Source organism: Bradyrhizobium sp. CCGB12 (assembly GCF_024199845.1).
Taxonomy (GTDB): domain Bacteria; phylum Pseudomonadota; class Alphaproteobacteria; order Rhizobiales; family Xanthobacteraceae; genus Bradyrhizobium.
This window is the reverse complement of the sequence record NZ_JANADO010000001.1, coordinates 3,268,483-3,291,047: the sequence shown is the minus strand read 5'-3', so window position 1 is coordinate 3,291,047 and position 22,565 is coordinate 3,268,483. Positions and strand designations below refer to the sequence as shown.

The window sequence follows — 22,565 nt, the reverse complement described above, 5'->3', positions numbered from 1 at the left end:
TTCTGAAAATGTCAGCAATCTGCTCAAGCCCCTCGACAGTCAATCTCTCTTCGGTCCACACAACGTAACACGATTGGAATTTGAAGACGCTACCGGTCCCTGTTCGGCGGTAGAAACGGTCACATAAGCCGAGCCGAACGGTTCATGATCGAAACAGTATTGGACGAACCCATCGGGGTCAGGTCGACGATCCATGTCAACGGCAAGCCGCTTCATCCTCAGGGCGAGTTCGACCGGATTGGAAAAATCTTGCACCTCTGGACCGCTTGTCTGGCACCGCTCGTCGCCCATATCCGTCACCCATGATCCTTTTTCGATCCCGAGCTACTTTGCCCCACCGCCCCTAGCACCGAGGTGCGCCGCCAGGAAACGTCGCACTTCGGCTTCTGAAGCGGGAGCTGCTTGCGGATCCCCGCCCACCTGATGACCGGCATAGATATGCTTTGCGACGGTCGTGTCGAAGCCATGCAGCGCGCCGGGGAAGACATGCAAGGCGAGCGAACGCCCATTGCTGTCGACACGGTCTACCCATCGCTGGCAACGCCCAGGCGGAGTCCAGTCGTCGGCGTCCCCAATCAGGATCAAAGTATCGGTCGCGAGAGGTGCTCCGGGCGCCTCGCACCCTGGATAATAGGCGACGGCTGCCGCGAAGGCTGGGCCGCCCGATGCCGAGACTGCGTCAGCCAGCACGGCTTTCAGCACGCTCCAGCCCCCGTGCGAGAAACCAATCACGCCGATTTCGTCCGCTGCTATGTCCGATCGTGTCCGAAGCCAGGCGGCTGCCCGGAACGCGTCCGCCGCCCGTGCCGATGGGTCCACGCGCCGGCCCTCACCACAAACTTCGCGGATGCCGCGAGGGCCGAAGCTATCCACCATCAATGCGGCGTACCCCCAAGCCTGTAGACGGCGCGCCCAAGTGCGGTAATGAGGCCCTACGCCGTCACAGCCATGCAGCACGATCATTGCAGGGAACGGACCACGCCCGGCAGGCAGGAATAGCTCGCCAGGCCGGGCACTCCGCGGCCCGCCTACGGTGGATGTGTCGAAAACGGGTTGCGCCTGGGCTGTTGCGACCCCGGCTAGCAACAAGACGAATACCAAGCGTATCACAAGGCCTCTCTTTCCCGATCGGCTTCGCTTCGCTCGGCTGATCGCCATGACCGTGGCCTCGGGCGCTCAAAGCACCCATTCACACTTCCTGCAAAGAGTATCAAGTTGAAGCTTGTCCCTGTTCACCCGAAGCAGACCCACATTACTCCTTTGAGTTTAGTCATTCGTAACTGGGCGTAGACAAAAAAGGCGACGCAATTGCCTTCGCCCGGAAGTGGGCTCGTTCCGAGGAGCCGCACTCAGTCAGCAGGGCCGGCGAACAAGATGAGGTTGCCGTCGGGATCAAGGACAATGAAGTTTCTTGCGCCCCAAGGTTCTTTTCTCAGTTCTTGATGGAAGCTCACGCCTGCCGATTGGAACTCCAAGAAGAGTTGCTTGATCTCCGCTGCGGTATCGACAGTGATCGAGGCAGACAAAAGGTGTTCGCGCTGGCGAACGTCCCCGACAAAGACTGGTTCGCAAACAAGCCGCATGCAAAGCCGCGCACGATCGCGCTTGATCATGCTGTAAAACGGCGGATCACCGTACGAAAATTCGATTGCAAAGCCGAGCTTGGAAATGAAGAATTCGCACGACGCCTTGACGTCAGTGACATAGAGTTGAGCCTCCGTACCGCTGAAGATCGGTGCTCTTATAGCCTGTTTAACTTGACTGCTCATGGCTGGGGTTCCTGCCTTAAGCGCCTTCCATCCACTGAAGCCCAATTGGCGAGCGACAAGCTCTTGCGCATCGCTGAGCTTGAACGTCGCATCCAGCACCTGATGATCGTCAAGGTGCTGAAATTGAGGTAGCGCAGCTCTGATCTCGGCGGCAACCGGGTGATACCGCTCACGATGCCAGCGCAAGTACTGCTTGGCCTGCTTCTTCAGGTTTTCGAGGTTCGGCATGGGCGCAACTACGGTTTACACTTCGTAGGTGGGCATTGCCCTTTCGGCCTAGCCGATGCGCCCTACTGCAACGACCGCATGATGCCCGTAACAACGATGAGTTGTCAACGGCAGCAGCGTCTCCCAGTCGGCCTTTCCGCGACATCCGCTATTCCACCGCCGTTCGCCAATAAGCGGAAATCAGACCTGCATGATCCTCGCAGCCCGATTTATGAGTACGCGCCCTAGTCCGACCCCCAAATCTATCGAAGCATACGTGACAAGTTGACCGCCGACACGCCGAAATGACTTTGGCATCATCCTGTTGATGTCCAATTTTGGACCCTAAGCGGAAGTTGCTACCGGGCACCGTGTGGCCCCGCGTCGCTGCTGTTGATCTAGGTCAAGCATCACCCATTCTTTGCCTTCACCCTTCTAGGATCGTCCTCTCCCTCCCGATCCTGCAGAGGGCCTCCTGAAGGTTGGGCGACGAAAGTGAGAGCTTGCTCATGATAACGATTCCAGAACTGACGTCCCAGGCGCTCGGTGCGTTCCTGACCTCGGAGACAAGCGGTCGCTTCGGCTCGTCCCACGCCAGCTTGCCGGAATTGCTACCCTACGCAGCAAAGCTGGCCCTTGAATGTATCGGTAACAGCGATGCACTCTACCACAACGTCGAGCACACGTTGTTGGTTACGCTGGTCGGGCACGACATCCTGATCGGGCGCTCCCTTCTGAGGCCAACGACTGCCAGCGACTATGCTCACTTTATCCTGGCGTGCCTGCTTCACGACATCGGCTACGTTCGGGGAATAGTTCACGGAGACCAGGACGGAGCCTATATTGTTGATGGTACCGGCCGAACGGTTGAATTACCGATCGGTTCCTCCGATGCAGCGCTTGCGCCCTATCATGTCGATCGCTCAAAATTATTCGCCGTGGAGCGCCTTGACCCAGTCGACGACATTGACGCCGCTCGCGTTGCCCAAGCCATCGAATACACTCGTTTTCCTTACGCAGACGAATCAGCGAACGAACTCAAGGATGATCTTGACGAAGAGGAAGGTTTGTTGCTTCGCGCCGCCGACCTGATCGGTCAGCTCGGCGATCCCAACTACATGAAGAAATCAAATGCGCTGTTCTACGAGTTCGAGGAGATAGGACTCAACAAATCGCTCGGGTACACCACGCCCGCGGACGTGGTGTACAAATATCCTCAATTCTACTGGACCAAGGTCGCACCGCACATCCAAACTGCCATCCGCTATTTGAATGTAACCTCGAGCGGAAGACAATGGATCGGCAGTCTCTATGGCAATGTCCTTCGCGCTGAACGAGAGGTCGGACTATCTGGTCCGCAGCTCTAGGCGTTTCAAAACGCGATTTCGATTGAAGCGGACTTAGTCACCAGGGACGTTTATAGGTACATGGCCTAGTCCGGGTAGGGCGTGCCATCCTTGTGCACGAACCGGCCGTCGGAATTGGCGCTCATCATGTCGATGTCGGAGCATGTCGTGAGATCGTCAGGCGAGCGCGAGCCGACTTCGAGATAGACGGCCGTCGCGTTCGACTTGTTGATCATGTGATGGCCGTTGCCGCTTGCCTTGGGGAAGGCGGCGCAATCGCCCGCGCGCAGCACGGTTTCGCCGCCGTCCTCGATCAGCGTCACTTCACCTTCGAGGATGTAGACGAACTCGTCCTCGTGCGAATGCCAGTGCCGCTGGCTGGACCAGCCGCCCGGCGGCAGGCGCATCAGGTTGACGCCGAAATCCGACAAGCCTCCGGCATTGCCGAGCCGCTGCCGGATGCGCTCGGCGCAGGGAGCGCTGAAGGGCGCGGGATAGCCGGAGCCCTTGCGGGTCGGCACTGTGGCGACGTCGATCTTCGGCATGGATCAAGCTCCTGCAATTCACGGCGCAGATAGTGGAGATGGTGGAGCGCGGCGCATCGTTGGACATAGCCGCTTGCCGCGGCCGCGCGGCCTGATCGCGAGCGACGGGACAGACAGTCACGATCGGACATCGCGAACGGGATCAGGATCTGTGGGATGATGATATTGTGCAGGTGTTTTGCCCGACGTGTCAAATCTGTCTCTGGCGGCGCCGGCGTCGGCAAGGCTTGAGCCGTCGAGCTGGTAAAATCTGAGGTCGGTAAGTCCTTGAGAACGCAGGGGCCGGCTACTGTGCATGGGGTTGTTTTGCGAGTTTTTGTTGGCAGCTCACAAAAGCGTGCAGCAAAATGCCGTCGCATTGTCGGCCGGCGCCGTTCCCATTCGTCTTCCACCAAAGACGGTTTTGACGGGAGACTAACATGAACCAATCCCCCTATCGCTGGGTGATCGTCGCCGCCGGCGGCCTGCTCGGCTGCGTCGCCATCGGCGGCATGTTCTCGCTGCCGGTGTTCCTGCTGCCAATCGCGAAGGACACCGGCTGGTCGGTGACCGGCATCTCCAGCGCGATGACGATCGGCTTTCTGGCAATGGCCTTCACCAGCATGGCCTGGGGCACGCTGACTGACAGGTTCGGGCCGCGGCCGGTGGTGCTGACGGGATCGACCGTGCTGGCGCTGAGCCTGTTCGCCGCGAGCCACGCAACCTCGCTGATCGTGTTCCAGTTCGTGTTCGGCCTCCTGGTCGGCGCCGCCTGCGCGGCGATCTTCGCGCCGATGATGGCGACCGTGACCGGCTGGTTCGAGACCCAACGCAGCCTTGCGGTGTCGCTGGTCTCGGCCGGCATGGGCATGGCGCCGATGACGATGTCGCCGCTCGCGGCATGGCTCGTCTCCGGCCACGACTGGCGCACCTCGATGCAGATCATCGCGCTGGTGGTCGGCGCCATCATGATCCCGGTCTCGTTCCTGGTGCGACGCCCGCCGGCGCTCGCGCAGGCCGCGGTCGCGCCAACAGGTGAGGGCGCCGCGCCGGGCGAGATGTCGATGGGCGAGGCGTTGCGTTCGCCGCAGTTCCTGATCCTGCTCGCCACCAACTTCTTCTGCTGCGCCACCCATTCCGGCCCGATCATCCACACGGTCAGCTATGCCGTGAGCTGCGGCATCCCGCTGATTGCGGCGGTGACGATCTACAGCATCGAGGGGTTTGCCGGCATGGGCGGCCGCATCGCCTTCGGGCTGCTCGGCGACCGTTTCGGCGCCAAGCGCGTGCTGGTGACGGGCCTGTTGTTGCAGGCGTTCGGCGCGCTCGCCTATGTCTTCGCGCATCAGCTCGCGACGTTCTACGCTGTCGGCGCCATCTTCGGCTTCATCTATGCCGGCACCATGCCACTCTATGCCGTGCTGGTGCGCGAAAACTTTCCGCTGCGCATGATGGGCGCGGTGATCGGCGGCACGGCGATGGCGGGCAGCCTCGGCATGGCAACCGGCCCGCTCGCCGGCGGCCTGATCTACGACGCGTTCTCGAGCTATGCCTGGCTCTACATTGCCTCCTGGGCGATGGGCCTCGGCGCCTTCCTGATGGCGATGACGTTCCGCCCCTTCGCAAAGCCGCAAGGCGAGGCGGCCCCGGCGCCGGCGTGACTTCGAGATCGAGGCGTGGCGTCAGAGCTGCGCCTCTATCGCCGTCTTGTCGATCACCGACCAAACCTGACGGACCTTGTCGTCGCGGAATTCGTAGAACACGTTCTCGCAGAAGGACACACGCCTTCCATTCACGGGAACCCCCAGGAACGTTCCTACCGGTGCGCAATCGAACTGCAGCCGCGCGGCGAGTCTGGGCGGGTCCGAGGCCAGCAGCGCGATGTTGAAACGCAGGTCCGGAATCTCGCGAAAATCCTGCTCCAGCATCGCGCGATAGCCGGACAGGCCGAGCGGCCGGCCGTTGTGGACGACATCGTCATGCACGAATTGGCCGAGGGCCGGCCAATCCTGCCGGTTCAGGCAGGCGATGTAGCTGCGGTAGAGGTCGCCGAGATCGCCGCTGTTCATCGTGAAGCTCCCATGCTGCAAGCACAACGCAGCAGCAGGCGAATTCGTCTCGCGGCGTCATAGCCGTTTTTCGAAGAACAGATCCGGATAGGGATCGTCGTTGTAGCGCGGGATCTCGCGCCAGCCGGTGCTGCGGTAGAGCTGGCCGGCCTCGGGCAGCGCGCTGTTGGTGTCGAGCCGCAGCAGCGTGATGCCGAGCTCGCGCGCAGCATCCTCGGTCGCATCCATCAGGCGGCGGCCGAGCCGCAATCCGCGCGCGGCGGGCGCGACCCAGAGCCGCTTGATCTCGGCGTAGCCGCGATCGGTGCCCTTCAATCCGACACAGCCGATCGGCAGCGTATCCGACATCGCAACGACGAAGGTGCCTCGCGGGCGGCGCATGTCCTTGGCATCGGGGTCGCGCGACAGCGAGACGTCAAAGCCCTGCTTGAAGCGGCGGCCGAGCTCGGCATAGTACTCGCCGAGGCAATGGCGCGCCTCCGCGCTTTGCGGGTCCATCTCGTCCAGCGTGATGCGCTCGCGCGTCAGCACGGAGGCGATCAAATCCATCGCCGCCAGCAAGGCCTCAGCTTGCGAATGCTGCGCCAGAAAGCCCTCGGCTTGCGCGTTCGACAGCGCCTCATACGCCGCGAACTCGCGCCGGCCCGTGCGCGTCAGCTTTGCCACGCGGCGACGGGCGTCGTCCGCGTGCGCGGTGGTCTCGACAAGCCCTTCGTCCTCGAGGCCGCGGAGCAGTCGGCTCATCAGCCCGGAATCGAGACCGAGATAGTCGCGGATCTCCGCGACGTCCGAACGGCCGTGCCCAATCGCATTGAGCACGCGCGCGGCGCCCAGCGGCCGCCCGCGCCCGAGAAACGAGTTATCGAGTGCTCCGACGGCAGAAGTGACGGCACGGTTGAAGCGGCGGACGCGGGCGACGGGGTCGATCATGATGTCTGACTTTAGTCAGATATCATGGCGTGTCAATCGGAACGGCCGGCCTCACTTCGCCAGCGTCAGCAGCGGCTTGTCCTTGGCGACGATATAGGTCGCAAGCTCGCTGGCGGTATCGTGGCCCACGTTCTTCGCTGCATGCACCGTGCCGGCGGGGATGAACAGCACTTCGCCGGCCTTTAGTGTCACCGGCGGCTTGCCCTCGACGTCGTATTCGATGGCACCCGCCAGCACGTAGATGATCTCTTCGCCCGGATGGGTGTGCCGGCCGAACGCAACGCCGGGGGCGAGGTCGACGCGCACCTGCACGGCCTCGCGCCCTGGCGCGCTGAGATCGTGGCGCTGCAGGTCGGTGCGCGTGACGCCGGCCTGCGCTGCCGCGGCCGGAAGTGTGAACAGGTTTGCCGCGAGCAGGACTGCGCTCGACAGCATGCGCAAGGTTCGTAGATGACGGTAGCTCATGGTCGGCTCCTTGTGATCGTTGGCTAGTCCGCGCCGCGGGCCTGGCCGACGCGGGCCGGTCCGCGTCGTGCGGTTTCAGACGAGGGTAGTGGTCACCTCGATGTTGCCGTGCACCGCCTTGGAGTAGGGGCAGATGCCATGCGCAGCCTCGATCAGCTCCTCTGCGACCGTGCGGTCGACGCCGGGAACGCTGACATCGAGACGGGCCCGCAGAAAGAAGGCGCCGCCGGCATTGTTGAGGTCGATCGCGGTGTCGACCGACGGCTCGCTCGGCAGCTTGATCTTGCGCTGGGCGGCAGCGAGCCCGAGCGCGCCGAGATAGCAAGCGGACCAAGCGGCGGCGAACAGGTTTTCGGCGGCCGGATGCGGCTGGGCCAGCCTGACGTTCAGAAAACCATCGCTGGAGCGCGCGGCGCCCTCGGGACCTGAGGTAACGTGGGTCTTGCCGGTAAAGAGAAGCTTGGCAGGTGAGGTCATGGCATCGTCCCTTCTATATAGATCGTGTCCGATCTAATCGGATGCGTGTCGCAATAAACCCGCCGAGCCTGCTGGTCAAGCCCTTCCGATTTAATCGGATGCGATTTATATCGGTCGGCAGATCACGAATTGCGGAGGTTCCCGTGGCCCGTTCCCCCAAAGCTGCCGGCAAAGGCCGAAAGCTCTCGAATTTCCTGTGCTTTGCGGTCTATTCGGCCAATCTCGCTTTCGGCCGGGCCTACAAGCCCCTGCTGGACAAGGTCGGACTTACCTACACCCAGTACATCGCCCTCGTGGCGCTATCGGACGAGGACGAGCAGACCGTCAGCACGCTCGGCGAGAAGCTCTTCCTGGAATCCAACACGCTGACTCCGATCCTGAAGAAGCTCGAGCAGATGGGGCTGATCAAGCGCCACCGCGATCCCGCCGACGAGCGGCAGGTGCGCCTGAGCCTGACGCCCGCAGGACGCAAGCTGATCGAGCAGGATCTTAGCGAGCCCCTGATCGAGGCGACCGGCCTCGGTGACGAGTTTCCGGTGGTGCAGAAGACGGTGAGCCGCCTGCGCGACAATCTGCTGCGCGCGACGCAAGCGGACGACGAGAAAAAGCGTTGATCAAGAAGGGCCGACACGCGTCCGAGGCAAGCGCTGCCTCAGGACGCGATCATGTTCGACGGGCGTTGTTCGATCTAGCCGCAGACCGCGCGCGGAATCATCCACATCGCAAAGGTCTGCCAGACTCCGTCCTCGCGACGCTGATAGGTGATGAAGTCGGCACCTTCGCCGTGCACCAGTTCATAGCGATGAGTCTTGATGGATGCAGCGTTGGACTTGGTCATGGAAAGTCTCCGTATGGAATGGACTTTCCATGCAGCTAGTTGCGGTGCAACATGAGGCCAATAGGAAGGATGGTGATCATCTCATCACGTTGTGGAGAGGGCTTGCGCCGTCTTCACGCTAGATTTCGGGCCGGATCAGCTTGATGTCCTGGTCGGCGGCCCAACCGGCGACGTCCTCGCGCTTCAGCGCGGTGGCCATCAGATCCGGAAACTGATCCGGCGTGCAGGCGAAGACGGGAATGCCGAAGCTTGCGACCTTCGCCGACAGCGCGGGATCGTAGGAGGGGTGGCCGGTGTCGGTCAGCGCCAGCAGGACGATCACGTTGATCCCGCGCGCTGCAAGCCGCGCCAACCGGTCGACCAGCTCATTCGCATTGCCGCCCTCATAGAGGTCGGTGATCAGGATCAGATGCGCTTTCGCCGGCCGTTCGATGCGCTCCTCGCAATAGGCGACGGCGCGATTGATATCGGTGCCGCCGCCGAGCTGGACGCCGAACAGCACCTCGACGGGATCAGCGAGTTCCTCGGTGAGGTCGACGATCGCGGTGTCGAAACAGACGAGCTTGGTCGCGACCACCGGCAGCGAAGCCATCACCGCCGCGAAGATCGAGGCGTAGACCACGGAGGTTGCCATCGAGCCCGACTGGTCGACGCACAGGATCACCTCGTCGAGATCGACGATGCGCCGCTGCTGGCGCTGGAAGCCGATCAGCCGTTCGGGCACCACGGTGCGGTGCTCTGGCTGGTAATGGCGCAGATTGGCCTTGATGGTGCGTGGCCAGTCGATGTCGGCAAAACGCGGACGATTGGTGCGCAGCGCGCGGTTCAGGGCGCCGCGGATCGCATCCGCCGTGCGCCGCTCGAGCCGCTCCATCAGCTCGGCCACCACCTTGGCGATCACGATGCGTGCGGTATCCTTGGTCTTCTCCGGCATCACGCCGCGCAGCGCCACCAGATCGGCGATCAGGCTGACATCCGCCTCGACGGTTGCGAGGAATTCGGGCTCGATCAGCATCTGGCGCAGGCCCTTGCGCTCGAAGGCGTCCTTCTGGATCACCTGCACGACCGGCGCGGGGAAGAATTCCCTGATATCGCCGAGCCATTTTGCGACGCGCGGCGCCGATCCACCGAGCCCGCCGCGACCCTTCTTCGGCGCGTCGTCGCCGTCGCCATAGAGTGCCGTCAGCGCTTCGGACATGCGGCGGTCGCTCGCGGACAGCGCAGAGCTATTCTCGGCGCCTTCGGCATCGACGCCGAGGGCGAGCGTCCAGCGGCGGCTGCGTTCATCGCTCTCGCTCATCGCGCAGCTCCCGATGTGAGGAGTTCGAGTACGCGGGCCTGATGCGGCGGCCAAAAATCGTTTGCGCCGGCGAGCAGCCGATATCCCTTCGCGCCATCGGTGCTCCGCGCGAACAGCGCGTCCATCAATCGGCGGCGCTCGGTGCGATCCAGTGCCGAGAAGACGCGGCGGAACAGCGGGAGGCTGGCCGTGAATGCCTCCTCGTCCAGCGTCATCAACCAGGCATCGACGGCGCCGCGGAGCGTCGCATCGTGGATCAGCCGCTGGCCGGCGCCCTCGAAAAAACCTTCAAAGAAGCCGGCCGCTTCCGCGACGGGCGTGCCGGGCGAGAGCACCCGCGTCAGCAGGTCCGCGGCATGATCGGCGGTCAAGAGCTCGGCCTCATAGAGCAGCCGTGCGGCGGTGCCGGCGATCAGCCGGGTCGCCTGATCGTCGTTCAGCAGACCGCTCAGCGCATCGCGCCAGCTGGCCACGATTTCGGCCTCGATCTGGGCAAGCTGGATTGCGGCGTCGGCGGCGAGAAGCGCGCCGCGCAGCGTGGCCGCCGCGGGACCGTCCAGATTGCGTGCAGCATAGGGCAGGGCGAGCGCCGCCTGCACCACGATACGCGGCATCAGCGCCGCCACATGCTCGACCGTGCCGCTGCGCGCTTCGCCATAGCGCAGGATGTCAGCCATCGGCGGAAGTGCGGCAAGGAGGGAGGGGCCATCACTCGTCAGCGCCGCCTTGGTCTCCAGCGCGGCGATACCGAACTCGGTGGCGCGTGCGAGGTCGGCGATCATGGCGTTGCGCACCAGCGTCGCCAACGGACCCAGCTCGGCTTCCTTGCCCATCGTCTCGATCAGGCGCCCGCTGGCGGCTTCCGCGATAGTCGAACCATAGAGCAGATTCTCCACCAGCCTCACCGCGAATTCCGGCTCCCACCGCAACTGCCAGTTCTCGCGAAACGTACCGCGGCTGCGGCCGGCGTCCGTCAGCTGTCCCCAGGGCACGTCCAGCGCGTTCAGCCGGTGCAGCAGCGTCGAGCGCGTCAAGCCGCTCTCGCTGCGCAGATCGAGCGTCAGCGACCGCTCCAGCGCCTCCGGCTTGAGCCGCGTCGCCTTCTGCTGTCGCTGGAGATCTTCGAGCAGCGGCGCGAGCGGCGTCGACGCCGGGATTGCGCCGACACCCGCGCCGATCAGGAGTTCGGCCGAAATGTCGTCCCACATGGCGCGCTCGCCGTTGCAGAGGCAGGCGATCGCCGCCTCACGCAGCTCTGCGAAGCCCGCTGCCGGGCGGCCGCGCAGCGCGGCGAGTGCCGTCCCCAAACGCTGGGCTTCGATCACCGAGGCGGTCGATACGAAATGACCGCGATCGCGCAGCATACGCGTCGCCTTGGCAAGCCACTCCGCGGCACGATCGCGGTCGCGCGTCGCCCAGACATGCGCGCACCATCCCGGCGCGACCACGCCCGCGCCATAGCCGCTGGCGCGTGCGAGGCGCGGCGCCGTCCATGGCGCCCAGGTCGCCTTGATCCTGGTCTTCGGCCGGCCCTTGAGCAATTCGCGGTCCGCGGCCAGGCTGCGGCGCTCGGTGAGCGCGGGCACGTGCCAGGCGCCGCAGACGACCGCAACAGTGCCATCGCATTCCTTGGCCGCCTTCGCGATCTCGATCCGCATATGCGCTTCGCGCGCGGCCTCGCGGGCCGACAGTGATTTTTCGTCCGCGCGCAGCGCCGTCATCGCATCGGCGACGGCCGCGAAGATCGGGCCCGTTGTGGGATTCTCCTCGATGACGTCGGACCACCAGGATTCGCCGTCGTCATAGCTGGCGGCGGTCGCGAGCGCGCCGATTGGATCGTGGCTGATCGGATCGGCGTCGGCCCGCGCCGCAATTTCCTCCGCGATGTCGCTAGCGGCGGTGCCCAGCCGGTCCGATGCCGGCAGGTCGATGAAACGCAAGGCTGCGCCGTGGCGCACCGCCCAGCATGCGGCCTGGTATTCCGGCGAATAGTCTGCAAAGGGAAAGAAGCTGGCATTCGCCGGGTCGTCCTCGGCATAGGTGAGCAGCGCCACCGGCGTCACCATATCGGGATCGGCGAGCATCGGCAGCAGCTCCGAGGCATCCGCGGGGCCCTCGATCAGCACCGCCACCGGCTTCAGCGCGTCGAGCGCTTCCACCAGCCGTCGCGCGGATCCGGGGCCGTGATGCCGGATGCCGAAGAGGGAGACTTGGCCTGCCATCGGGCGCGTCTGTCAGATCAGGTCGGTCAGCGAAGCATAATAGCCTTCGAAACCGCGCCGCTTCTTCAGCACGGTCTCGAGATATTCGCCGAGCACGGCCGTATCCTGCACCGGATCCTTGACGACGGCGCCGATCATGTTGCTGGCGAGCGTCTCCGGCGTCAGCTTGCCGTCGTTGAAGAAGGTGGCCTGGCTGATGCCGCCGATCATTACCGCGATCGCCTCGGCCGTCGACAGCCCGCCCGAGGGCGACTTCAGCGCGACCTTGCCGTCCTCGGTTGAGCCCGAGCGTAGCTCGCGGAAGATCGAGACCACGCGCGCCACCTCGTCGGCGACGTTCTTGGGCGCCGGCAGGTCGAGATTCTCAGCCATCTCGCCGACGCGCTTGACGATGATCGCCACTTCCTCCTCGGCGCTATCGGGCAGGGGCAGCACGACGACGTTGAAGCGGCGCTTGAGCGCCGAGGACAATTCGTTGACGCCCTTGTCGCGGTTGTTGGCGGTCGCGATGATGTTGAAGCCGCGCTGGGCATAGACGGCGGTGTTGAGCTCGGGGATCGGCATCATCTTCTCGGACAGCACGGTGATCAGCGTGTCCTGCACGTCGCTGCCCATCCGCGTCAGCTCTTCGAAGCGGCAGAGCTTGCCGTTCTCCATCGCGCGCATCAGCGGCGTCGGGACCAGGGCTTCGCGGCGCGGCCCGTGCGCGAGCAATTGGGCGTAGTTCCAGCCGTAGCGGATCTGGTTCTCGTCGGTCCCGGCCGTGCACTGGATGACGAGCGTGGAGTCGCCGGTGATGCCGGCGGCAAGATGCTCGGAGACCCAGGACTTGGCGGTGCCGGGCACGCCCAGAAGCAGCAGCGCGCGATCGGTCGCAAGGGTCGCAACGGCGGTCTCGATCAGGCGCTTGTCACCGACATATTTTGGCGTGATCGTCGTGCCGTCGGCCGCCTTGCCGCCCATCAGATAAGTCACGACCTGCCGCGGCGCGAGCGCCCAGCCCGGCGGGCGATGCTGATCGCCCGCAGCAAGAGCCTTCAGCTCCGCCGCATAGCTCTCCTCGGCCGGCAGGCGCAGTTTCTCGCTCATGGTTTCGCTCCCTTGTCGTCCAATGCGGCGTTGAGCCGTAGCATGTCGAGGCGCGGGTCGCCTTGCAGCAGGCCCGCGCGGGCCAGGCGTTCCAGCGCGCCTTGCGCGCCCTCGCGCGAGGCGATCAGGCCCAGCGCATGGAGCTCCTCCGCGTTATCGGAGGGCCTTGCGTCGTCGCGCTGGAGCGCGGCAAGCAGCATCTTGCCTGCAGGCGCGGACAGCGGATCTCGAAGTCGCGCCGCCGTTCCCGCAATCAGCTGCGCCAGTTCGAAGCGAACGCCGTGTGCGTTCAAAGCCGCCTCGGCGTGCCTTGCGCGCTCTGGAGGCGCAAGTCGTGTGGCCAGTGATATGGCGAGGCGAGTCGCATCGCGTTCGCTGACCGCGTCCGCCGCCTGCGTGATTTGCGCATCGGCTCCCGTCGTCACGATCAGCTCGACCAGCGCCGCATCGGCGGCCTGGTCCGCGTTCCATTCCCAGGCGGCGATCAATTCCTGCGGGGCAAGTCCGAGCGCGCCGGAAAACGACGCGAGGTCGGCGCCATCGAACAGCGCCTTTCGGCGCAGTGACTGCGCCGGCGTCTTCAGCGGTTCAGCCTGGACCACGCGCGAGCGGCGCAACAGTCCCTTGGTTTTCACGGCGAAGAATCCGGCGAGTTCTACGGCGTCTTCGCCAGCCGCGGGGCCGCGGCCGAGACGCGCGAGGAGCGAGATCGCAAGCGCCTTGACCTTGGGGGCACGATCGTTCTCCGCGATGCCTTCGAGGAAGGCGAGATCGTCATCGGACAACCGTTCCGACAGCAGCGACAACAGACGCAATCGCGTGTCGGCATTCTCGCCCGCGAGCTTTGCCTCCAGCACCGTGCGCGCCGCGGATGGGTCGCGGCGCCTGAGCTCGGCCAGCGCTACCTTGCGCGCGGCCGGCCAAAAATCGTCCCAATTGTCGGCGGTAAGCCGGTCGTCCGTCTGCTGCCGCGCGACGCTGTCGGACGCTGCGATGGCCGCCCAGTCGCGCCATGCTGCATAGACATCGGGCGTATCATCGTCATCGGCTTCGGGCGCCCAGTCTGAAGGATGGGTTGTCCAGCCGCGCGCCGCGAGAAAGTGGACGAGGTCGGTCTTGACCTTGGCCTGTTTCTTCGTGGTCAGGATCCGGCGCACCAACGGACGCAAGGTCTCGGGCATCGTCGGTAGCGCGAGCGCGGGAATATCGGGCAGGATGCGGAGCGCCGAGGCTGGCTCCATCGTCACCGAGGTGCCGAGAAACTGGCTCGCGAGGGCAAGCAGCCGCAACTCCGCCTCGGCGGGATCGTCGCCTAGCTCGGCGCGCCAGAACGAGGCTGCGGGCGCGGCCGCCGATCCCATCGTCCAGCGCGTGAGCACAGCACCCATCGCATCAAAGATCGTCTCGGTCTTGGTCACCTCAGTCATGGCCGATCCGCCCCCAGGGCGTCTGCGCGGCGAGGATCGCGAGCCGGTTGCCCGACCAGATCGCAGCGGTGCGCGTGAGGTCGGTGCCGCAAAGCAGGCCATTGACCTCGGTGGCAACAGGCAGAGTGGCGGTGCCGTCGGCAGATCGCCACCACGCGTGCCCGACATCGTCGCGCGCGATCCGCCCCGGCGGCAGCAGCAGCGGAAGGTCGATCGCCCAAGGCTCTGTCAGCAGCGGCCGCGTCAACGCGTCGGCGAGCGTTTCTTCCGGCACGGGCCATTCCATTGCCGGCATCTCCTCGGCGGCGTCGCGGTGGACGAGCAAGGCGCGGAGCGGCTGCGCCGACGGATAGAAGACGAGCTCGCCCTGAAAGCGATCCCCCGGCGTGAACACCGAGCCGCGTCGACCGGCGCTTGCCGGGAAGAAGTCGAGCAGCATCGCAAAGCGCGGACCGATCGCGGCGAGATTGAGCAGCCAGGTGGTCTGCGACACCAATCCGTCGCGGCGCGTCTGCACCTGCTCGGCCAGCACTTCCCAGTGCGCATCGACCCGTGGCGCCTGCGGGTTGGCCAGCACTGTCTCGCGCGTCTCCGATGCCGCGACGGCGCGCCTGATCTCGGCGTCGCGCGGCGCGGTGCGGAAGGCGCGCGCGAGCAGGACCAGCTTGCCGAGCTCGACCACGGCGCCGCGCGGCCGGTCGCCGGCGGAAAGCGCGAGGAGGCGGGACGGCAGTTCGTCGATCCGGCCGGCGAGCACCGCGGCCTTGCCATCGACCAGCCGCGCCGCGATCCGCCGGCACCGCGCCGTGGCATCGTCGATGAAGCCCGATAATCCCATGCGGAGCTGATCACCGATCCATTGCTCGAGCGCATCCAGCGCGTCGAGAATGGCCCGCTCGGTCTCCTCGTTGCGTTTGGCGGCCTGGGCCTCGCGCCGTGCCACGTCCTTCGGGTCTTCGGCGACTTCAGGTTCGGCGGCGCGCGCGGCACGCAAATCCTTCTCGCCGGCGGCAGGCGCATTGTTGGCGGGCTTTGCCGTGGACGTGCCCCGCCGGCGGCCCAGCCAATCGCTGACCCAGGCCGGCGTGTCCGCGGGCGCGAACGGCACGATCGCTTCGGCATTCAGCCACAACAGGCCGAGCACGTGCTTGCAGGGGAATTTGCGTGATGGGCAGGTGCACTTGTTGCCGAGGTCGCGGAGGTCAGCCATCACGCGATAGGGATTGGCGCCGGAGCCCGCGCATTCGCCCCAGATCAGTGCGCCGTCTTGGCTTGCGCCGACGCCGGACCATTTGGCGGGCTTGGCAAGGCCGGCCGCCGCGTTGAGCGAGGATTGATCGGTAGCGAGTTGCTCGACCGCTTTCAGATCAATCGCCACGCCGATGTCCCAAATCGAATCCAGGTGCGTCAGTATATCGGGGAAGGATGAAAGCTCAATGTCGCCGCGCGTGGCCGATCCGCTGCACGCGGAGATCGTCATGCTGGCCAGCCTCCGGCGACACAAGCCCAAGCTCCTTGCGCGTCTTTCGCGTCAGCTTTGCCACGATCAAGGCATGGGCCTGGGCGATATAAGCCGTGAGCTCCGCATCCGGCAGTGTGTTGTTGCTGGCAAGCTGCACCCAATTGGCCCGCGCGAGATAGGGCGCAGGCCGCGCCAGGCCGTGCTCGATCAGCATGGAATAGGCCATGTTCGAGACTTTGAACATGTAGCCACCGGAACCGGCGGTGAATCCGCCGCTGATTGCGAACATCTTGCCACCGACCTTGAACACGGAGGTGCCCTCCCACTGCACCACCTTGGTGGCGGCGGGCAGGCGCAGGCAGCGGTGTTCGAACGTTTTGGGAGTCATGCGATTGCAATAGCGGACATCGGCACACCTTTGTGGCAGCATGCATGTTCCAACCAAGGATGGAATGCCATGTCGCGCGTGTCGATCAAGACCAGGGACGATCTGCCTGAAGCATTGCGACCGCTGTGGGACAAGATGACGACCTATGGCGCGTTCGAGAACCAGGCCGGTGTGATGGCGCATCGCGCGCCGATCTTCAAGCATATGTGGTCGCTGCTGGTCGATCTCGCCAGCGAAGGCATGATCTCGAAACGGTATCTCGAGCTGGCGCTGGTTACGGTATCGCTGCTCAACAAATGCGATTACTGCGTTTCCCATCACGCGCCGAAACTCGCGGTGCAGGGCGTGTCGGAGGAGGGTGCTGCGCAGCTTATCAACTACAAGGATCATCCCGAGCTCGATGAGCTCGACAAGCTTGTCGTCGAATACTCCATCGCTGTCACCAACAATTGGAACAGGACGCGCGACGAAATCTTCACGCGCCTGCGCGCCCACTTCTCGGAAGCAGAGATCGTCGAGCTGACCTGGCGCATCGCGCTGTGCGGCGCCTTCAACCGCTTCAACGACATCCTCCAGCTCGAGGTCGAGCAGGGCGTGCTCCGCAGCGAGGCCGCGGAGTGACGGGCCGCGTGTGGACGGCGATCCCGTCTTCGCGATCTGGGACGACGCTGACATCGGCTATTTCGGCGAAGCACAGGATCGGTTCGACGGGGCTATTCAGAACCGGCCCCATTGAAGTTCCTGATCGGCCGTGAGCCGCAATCGCATCCGCCGCCGTAGTGAGCTGATTTTACCGGCGAAACAGGCCTTCAGACAAAAATTGCGGACTTCGGCCTTGTTTTTTGTATCTCAAAACGTATCTTAAGATACATCTAAAGAGGAGATGTAAGATATGTTTCGTGACAAGCACCACGGCCGAGACGACCGGGATTTCCACTTCGCCTTCGCTATGGGCCGGCACGGCGGACGGCATCGCTTCGGCCGCGGCGGGCATGGCTTTTTCGGGCGCGGCGGCGACGATTTTCCGGGCGCGCGGCGGTTGTCCTCGCAGGACCTCCAGCTCGTGATCCTGGCCCTGCTCGCCGACAAGCCCGCCCATGGCTACGAGCTGATCAAGATCATCGAGGAACGCTCGGAGGGGTTTTATGCGCCGAGCCCCGGCGTGATCTATCCGGCGCTGACCTATCTCGAAGAGGTTGGGCATGCGAGCGTCGCGCAGGATGGCGGCCGCAAGCTCTACAGCATCACACAGCAAGGCGAGGTCTATCTCGCCGAGCAGCGCGGAACCGCTGATGCGATCCTCCAGGCGCTGTCGCGGATCGGACGCCGCATGGACGAGGTGCGCGAAGCCTTTGCGGGCGTTAGCGACCTCGATGCCGATGCCTCCGACGAATTGCACCGCGCGCGCCACAACCTCAAGCGCGCGCTGCGCTCCAGGCACGGCAGCGACCCCGCCGAGGCGCGCCGCATCGCCGCGATCTTGGATCGCGCGGCCACGGAAATCCTCGGCAAGTGACGATAAGGGAAGCAAGCGATGATTGATCAGCCGCATGGCCCGATTCAAGATCCCCGCGTCAACGCCGTCATCGCGCGCCTGCAAGGCGTGGGGCAGCGGCCGTCCGGCGGCGGACCGCGCAGCTCCTTCAACAGCCGCGATCCTCACGCCTATGCCGAGCAGGGTTTTTCGATCCATCCCGAGCAGGGCGAGTTGATCTACCTGCTGTGCCGCGGCCTGCGCGCCACCCGCGTGGCGGAGTTCGCGACCTCCGTCGGCATGTCGACGCTCTATTTCGCGGCGGCCATCCGCGACAATGGCGGCGGCACCGTGATCGGCTCCGAGATCGTGCCGGCCAAGGTCGAAGCCGCCAAACGCAACCTCGCTGAAGCGGGATTGGCCGACTATGCCGAGATCCGCGAAGGCGACGCCCGCAAGACACTGCGCGATCTCGGCGCCCCCGTCGATTTCGTGCTGATCGACGGCTGGCCCGGCGAGGGTGGTCCGTCGCTCGCCCGCGAAGTGATCGAGATCGTCGCGCCGCAGCTGCGCGTCGGCGGCTACGTCATGAACGACAACGCCGAGCCCGACTATCTCGCCTACATCCGCGATCCCAAAAACGGTTTCGTGTCGATGACGCTGCCACTCAAGGGCGGTACGGAGCTGTCGTTGAAGGTGAAGTGAGGGCCTTCGCCTACAACACCTTGCGTCGCTCGTCGGACAAAACGCCCAAACCGTCGGTCAAGCCGCCGAGCCAAAATATTCCACTTCATCGCGGGCGCAGCGAAGCAACTCAGATTGCTTCCGCAGAAATATTCTAATTACTCCGCTTCGCTCGCAATGACGGTGGATCGAGCTGCGCGCCGCTTTGTGAGTTGTGCTGAAGCTGCAGTTGGCTACCATGCGCCCGCTCCCGGAGCACGGAAGCCAGCAGCAAGCGGAGGCGGCATGAGTGGGCAGGAACGGAAAGTCAAAGGATCGGACCTGTTCGTCGCGGCGCTCGAAAACGAAGGCGTCGACCGCATCTTTGGCGTGCCCGGCGAAGAAAACCTCGATCTCGTCGAATCGTTGCGCACATCGAAAATCGAATTGGTCCTGACCCGCCACGAGCAGGCCGCCGCCTTCATGGCTGCCACGCATGGGCGGTTGACCGGCAGGCCCGGCGTGTGTCTGTCGACGCTTGGGCCCGGCGCGCTCAATCTGTCCACCGGTGCGGCCTATGCGCATCTCGGTGCGATGCCGATGATCCTGGTCACCGGCCAGAAGCCGATCATGAGCAGCCGGCAGGCGCGCTTCCAGATCGTCGACGTGGTCGCGACCATGAAGCCGCTGACGAAATTGTCGCGGCAGATCGTCAGCGCCTCCAGCATCCCGACTGTGGTGCGCGACGCCTTTCGCGTGGCGATGGAGGAGCGGCCGGGGCCGGTGCATCTCGAACTGCCGGAGGACATCGCCGGCGATGAAGTGCCGCCCGTCCCCGTGATCCCGGTCCATCCGATCGAAATTCCGGTTGCCCATCGTGCCGCGCTCGACCGCGCCGCCGAGATGATCCTGGCCGCAAAACGTCCATTGGTGATGATGGGCGCTGCGACCAGCCGGCCCCGGTCGACGCATGGCATCGCAAGTTTCGTGCGGCGCACCGGCATTCCGTTCTTCACCACGCAGATGGGGAAGGGCACCGTGCCTGGCGGCACCAATCTCTATATGGGGACCGCTGCGCTGTCCGAGCGCGACTATGTCCATGACGCGATCGATGCCGCCGACCTGATCGTCGCCATCGGCCACGACCCGATCGAGAAGCCGCCCTTCATCATGGGGCCGTCGGGGCCCAAGGTGATTCACGTGAGCTACACGCCGGCGAGTGTCGAGCTGGTCTACTTTCCCGACGCCGAAGTCGTCGGCGACGTCGGCCCCAGCCTGGAGCTGCTCGCGGATCGGCTCGAAGGCAAGCTGCCGCAGGCGGCGGCGCTCTTGCCGTTGCGTGAAGAGATCCTCAGTCACATCGCCGATCGCGCCACCGAGGCGCGCTGGCCTCCGACGCCGCAGCGGATCGTGCATGATATCCGTCAGGTGATCCCGGAGAATGGCATCGTCGCGCTCGACAACGGCATGTACAAGATCTGGTTCGCGCGCAACTACCGCACCCGCGTCGCCAACACGCTGCTACTCGACAATGCGCTGGCGACCATGGGTGCCGGCCTGCCATCGGCGATGATGGCCGCGATGCTGCATCCGGACCGCCGCGTGCTCGCGGTCGCCGGCGACGGCGGCTTCATGATGAACAGCCAGGAGATGGAAACGGCGGTCCGCCTCAAGCTCAATCTGGTCGTGCTGGTGCTCGAGGACAACGCCTACGGCATGATCCGCTGGAAGCAGGCCGTTGATCATTTTGCAGACTATGGCATGACCTTCGGAAATCCGGACTTTGTCCTCTATGCGAAGGCCTACGGCGCCAAGGGACATCGGATCGCGAGCATCGACAGCTTCGGCTCAACGCTCGATGCGGCCTTCAAGGAGGGCGGCGTGCATCTGGTCGTGATCCCGATCGACTATTCGGAGAATGTGCGGGTGCTGGTCGACGAGCTGCGGGCGAGGGAGAATTAACGTCCGGGCCGTTGGGATTGGCCGCAGGGTCATACCAGCCATTCCTTGATATATATCGTGCTACGATATATTGGCTGGCGCGAAGAATCCTCCCGAAAAGAGCAATCCATGCGCCAGACCCTGGACATAACCGGCGGCCGCTCGCGTCCTCGCGGCAAGCCCGGAGATTTCACTGCCGACCGCCGGGTGCTGGTCCTGATCGGCATGGCTCTGCTGGTCGGCAGCCTCGGCGCCGGAGCCGCCTGGGTCCTGCTGAAGCTGATCGCGCTCGTCACCAATCTGGTTTGGTTCGGTCATTTCAGCACCGAGAACGTCTCGCTGGCGAATGCCCATCCGGGGATCTGGATGGTGCTGGCGCCGGCGCTCGGCGGCCTCGTGATCGGATTGATGGCGCGGTTCGGCTCGGAGAAGATCCGGGGGCACGGCATCCCCGAGGCGATCGAGGCGATCCTGATCGGCGGAAGCCGCATGCAGCCGAAGGTCGCGATTCTGAAGCCCCTGTCCTCGGCGGTGTCGATCGGAAGCGGCGGACCGTTCGGCGCCGAAGGGCCGATCATCATGACGGGCGGCGCGATCGGCTCGATCTTCGCCCAGTGTTTTCATCTCACCGCAGCCGAGCGCAAGACCCTGCTGGTCGCGGGCGCGGCCGCAGGCATGACCGCGATCTTCGGCACGCCTATTGCAGCCGTCCTGCTCGCAGTCGAGCTGCTGCTGTTCGAATGGAAGCCGCGTAGCTTCCTGCCTGTGGTGACGGGCGCGGTGATCTCGGCCGCATGGCGGCCACTGCTGTTCGGGACGGGACCGTTGTTTCCGTTCGCGGAGCGGCCGGACCTGCCGTGGTGGGGCCTCATCGCTGCGATCGGCGTCGGCATCGTGGCCGGCCTGCAATCCGGACTGATGACGCGGCTGCTCTACGCGATCGAAGATTTGTTCGATCATCTGCCGGTGCACTGGATGTGGTGGCCGATGCTCGGCGGCCTCGTCGTCGGTCTCGGCGGCCTCATGGATCCGCGCGCGCTCGGCGTCGGCTACGACGTCATCGCCGACCTCTTGTCCGGTCACATGGCGCGGGACGAGGCGATCCGGATGCTGCTGGTGAAGTCCGCCATCTGGGTGGTCGCGCTGAGCTCAGGCACGTCGGGCGGCGTGCTGGCGCCACTGCTCATCCTCGGCGGCACGGCCGGATGGATGGAAGGGTTGGTACTGCCGGGCGGCGCGTCATTCTGGGCGCTGGTCGGCATGGCCGCGATGATGGGCGGCACGATGCGCTCGCCGCTGACGGGCGTGATGTTTGCCATCGAGCTGACCGGCAATATCGACATGCTGCTGCCGCTGCTCGCGGCAACCGGTGCAGCACACGCCGTCACGGTATTGCTGCTGAAGCGCTCGATCCTGACCGAGAAGATCGCGCGCCGGGGCCAGCACATTACGCGCGAATACGCGATCGATCCGTTCGAACTGCTGCGCGCCGCCGATGTCATGGTCACCAAGGTCGACACGCTGCCGGTGGACATGCCCATCGACGCGGCGGTCGCTTTCTTCACCTCGGATCAGCGCCGTCACAAATCCTATCCCGTCATCGCCGCCGACGGGCGGCTCTCCGGCATGGTCACCCGCGCCGACGTGCTGCGCTGGCGCACCGAGGGCGATCACCAGGCCTCAACGCTCGATGACGTTGTATCGGACACCTCTAGCGTGGTGGCGCATCCCGACGACGTGCTGGGGCAGGTGGCCGATCTCATGGTCGCCTCCGATCTCGGGCGGCTGCCGGTGGTCGACCGCGCCAGCCATCGCGTGGTCGGCCTGATCGCGCGAAAGGATCTGCTGCGAATTCGCGCGGTCGTGAACGCACAGGAGGAGGACCGCAACGTATATTTCCTGCGCGAAAAGGCGCTTGTGCCGGAGGCGCGGATCGCGGAAGGTCAGCCTCTCTGAACTCCAGCACGGACAGGA

General features: G+C 64.7%; 22 protein-coding genes. 8 read left to right on the top strand and 14 right to left on the bottom strand.

Annotated elements, in window-relative coordinates:
* Positions 1–324: 324 nt before the first annotated feature.
* Both NLM27_RS43990 and NLM27_RS15875 read right to left on the bottom strand, forming a co-directional pair.
* A complete protein-coding gene (locus NLM27_RS43990; protein WP_375142251.1) occupies positions 325–1,158 on the bottom strand; it encodes a dienelactone hydrolase family protein in 834 nt (277 codons plus the stop codon).
* A gap of 191 nt (positions 1,159–1,349) precedes the next feature.
* A complete protein-coding gene (locus NLM27_RS15875; RefSeq protein WP_254144197.1) occupies positions 1,350–1,997 on the bottom strand; it encodes a VOC family protein in 648 nt (215 codons plus the stop codon).
* Between the two features lie 488 nt (positions 1,998–2,485).
* Here NLM27_RS15875 and NLM27_RS15870 point away from each other — a divergent pair, with 488 nt between their 5' ends.
* Positions 2,486–3,343: an HD domain-containing protein gene (locus NLM27_RS15870; RefSeq protein ID WP_254144196.1), complete on the top strand. Its 858-nt coding sequence runs from the start codon at positions 2,486–2,488 to the stop codon at positions 3,341–3,343.
* 65 nt (positions 3,344–3,408) lie between these two features.
* On the opposite strand, the gene NLM27_RS15865 is transcribed toward NLM27_RS15870, so the two are convergent.
* Positions 3,409–3,867: a cupin domain-containing protein gene (locus tag NLM27_RS15865; RefSeq protein WP_254144195.1), complete on the bottom strand. Its 459-nt coding sequence runs from the start codon at positions 3,865–3,867 to the stop codon at positions 3,409–3,411.
* Positions 3,868–4,286: 419 nt separating this feature from the next.
* Between NLM27_RS15865 and NLM27_RS15860 the strand changes: the two genes are divergently transcribed.
* Positions 4,287–5,507, top strand: a complete 1,221-nt coding sequence (locus NLM27_RS15860; protein ID WP_254144194.1) for an MFS transporter — start codon at positions 4,287–4,289, stop codon at positions 5,505–5,507.
* 21 nt (positions 5,508–5,528) lie between these two features.
* On the opposite strand, the gene NLM27_RS15855 is transcribed toward NLM27_RS15860, so the two are convergent.
* From NLM27_RS15855 to NLM27_RS15840, 4 genes are all read right to left on the bottom strand, one after another.
* Entirely contained in the window at positions 5,529–5,915 is a 387-nt protein-coding gene (locus NLM27_RS15855; protein ID WP_254144193.1) for an ester cyclase, read from the bottom strand.
* A gap of 57 nt (positions 5,916–5,972) precedes the next feature.
* Entirely contained in the window at positions 5,973–6,845 is an 873-nt protein-coding gene (locus NLM27_RS15850; RefSeq protein WP_254144192.1) for a bifunctional helix-turn-helix transcriptional regulator/GNAT family N-acetyltransferase, read from the bottom strand.
* A gap of 51 nt (positions 6,846–6,896) precedes the next feature.
* Positions 6,897–7,310 carry a cupin domain-containing protein gene (locus tag NLM27_RS15845; RefSeq protein ID WP_254144191.1) on the bottom strand — a complete coding sequence of 138 codons (414 nt, stop codon included), beginning with the start codon at positions 7,308–7,310 and terminating at the stop codon, positions 6,897–6,899.
* Between the two features lie 75 nt (positions 7,311–7,385).
* Positions 7,386–7,787, bottom strand: a complete 402-nt coding sequence (locus NLM27_RS15840) for an Ohr family peroxiredoxin (RefSeq protein WP_254144190.1) — start codon at positions 7,785–7,787, stop codon at positions 7,386–7,388.
* 98 nt (positions 7,788–7,885) lie between these two features.
* Between NLM27_RS15840 and NLM27_RS15835 the strand changes: the two genes are divergently transcribed.
* Positions 7,886–8,401 carry a MarR family winged helix-turn-helix transcriptional regulator gene (locus tag NLM27_RS15835; RefSeq protein ID WP_375142250.1) on the top strand — a complete coding sequence of 172 codons (516 nt, stop codon included), beginning with the start codon at positions 7,886–7,888 and terminating at the stop codon, positions 8,399–8,401.
* 74 nt (positions 8,402–8,475) lie between these two features.
* Here NLM27_RS15835 and NLM27_RS15830 read toward each other — a convergent pair whose 3' ends face one another.
* The 7 genes from NLM27_RS15830 to NLM27_RS15800 form a co-directional block, all read right to left on the bottom strand.
* Complete coding sequence (locus NLM27_RS15830; protein ID WP_254144188.1) at positions 8,476–8,625, bottom strand: hypothetical protein; 150 nt, start codon at positions 8,623–8,625, stop codon at positions 8,476–8,478.
* A gap of 118 nt (positions 8,626–8,743) precedes the next feature.
* On the bottom strand, positions 8,744–9,925 hold the full coding sequence (locus tag NLM27_RS15825) for a VWA domain-containing protein (RefSeq protein WP_254144187.1): 1,182 nt from the start codon (positions 9,923–9,925) through the stop codon (positions 8,744–8,746).
* Complete coding sequence (locus tag NLM27_RS15820; protein WP_254144186.1) at positions 9,922–12,147, bottom strand: DUF5682 family protein; 2,226 nt, start codon at positions 12,145–12,147, stop codon at positions 9,922–9,924. Before NLM27_RS15820 ends, NLM27_RS15825 begins: the two co-directional genes overlap by 4 nt.
* Positions 12,148–12,159: 12 nt before the next feature.
* A complete protein-coding gene (locus tag NLM27_RS15815) occupies positions 12,160–13,236 on the bottom strand; it encodes an AAA family ATPase (protein ID WP_254144185.1) in 1,077 nt (358 codons plus the stop codon).
* Positions 13,233–14,663, bottom strand: coding sequence for a DUF5691 domain-containing protein (locus NLM27_RS15810; protein ID WP_254144184.1), 1,431 nt, complete (start codon positions 14,661–14,663; stop codon positions 13,233–13,235). Before NLM27_RS15810 ends, NLM27_RS15815 begins: the two co-directional genes overlap by 4 nt.
* A complete protein-coding gene (locus NLM27_RS15805) occupies positions 14,656–16,041 on the bottom strand; it encodes an SWIM zinc finger family protein (protein WP_254144183.1) in 1,386 nt (461 codons plus the stop codon). The genes NLM27_RS15810 and NLM27_RS15805 overlap by 8 nt, the downstream gene beginning before the upstream one ends.
* A 55-nt stretch (positions 16,042–16,096) precedes the next feature.
* Positions 16,097–16,513 (bottom strand): MmcQ/YjbR family DNA-binding protein, encoded by a 417-nt coding sequence (locus tag NLM27_RS15800; RefSeq protein ID WP_254144182.1) that lies wholly within the window; start codon positions 16,511–16,513, stop codon positions 16,097–16,099.
* A gap of 69 nt (positions 16,514–16,582) precedes the next feature.
* Between NLM27_RS15800 and NLM27_RS15795 the strand changes: the two genes are divergently transcribed.
* The 5 genes from NLM27_RS15795 (at position 16,583) to NLM27_RS15775 (ending at position 22,547) form a co-directional block, all read left to right on the top strand.
* Positions 16,583–17,134, top strand: a complete 552-nt coding sequence (locus NLM27_RS15795; RefSeq protein ID WP_254144181.1) for a carboxymuconolactone decarboxylase family protein — start codon at positions 16,583–16,585, stop codon at positions 17,132–17,134.
* Between the two features lie 271 nt (positions 17,135–17,405).
* Positions 17,406–18,029 carry a PadR family transcriptional regulator gene (locus tag NLM27_RS15790; protein ID WP_254144180.1) on the top strand — a complete coding sequence of 208 codons (624 nt, stop codon included), beginning with the start codon at positions 17,406–17,408 and terminating at the stop codon, positions 18,027–18,029.
* A gap of 18 nt (positions 18,030–18,047) precedes the next feature.
* Positions 18,048–18,692 carry an O-methyltransferase gene (locus NLM27_RS15785; RefSeq protein WP_254144179.1) on the top strand — a complete coding sequence of 215 codons (645 nt, stop codon included), beginning with the start codon at positions 18,048–18,050 and terminating at the stop codon, positions 18,690–18,692.
* A gap of 264 nt (positions 18,693–18,956) precedes the next feature.
* A complete protein-coding gene (locus NLM27_RS15780) occupies positions 18,957–20,612 on the top strand; it encodes an acetolactate synthase large subunit (RefSeq protein ID WP_254144178.1) in 1,656 nt (551 codons plus the stop codon).
* A gap of 108 nt (positions 20,613–20,720) precedes the next feature.
* Positions 20,721–22,547, top strand: a complete 1,827-nt coding sequence (locus tag NLM27_RS15775) for a chloride channel protein (protein WP_254144177.1) — start codon at positions 20,721–20,723, stop codon at positions 22,545–22,547.
* Positions 22,548–22,565 lie beyond the last annotated feature (18 nt).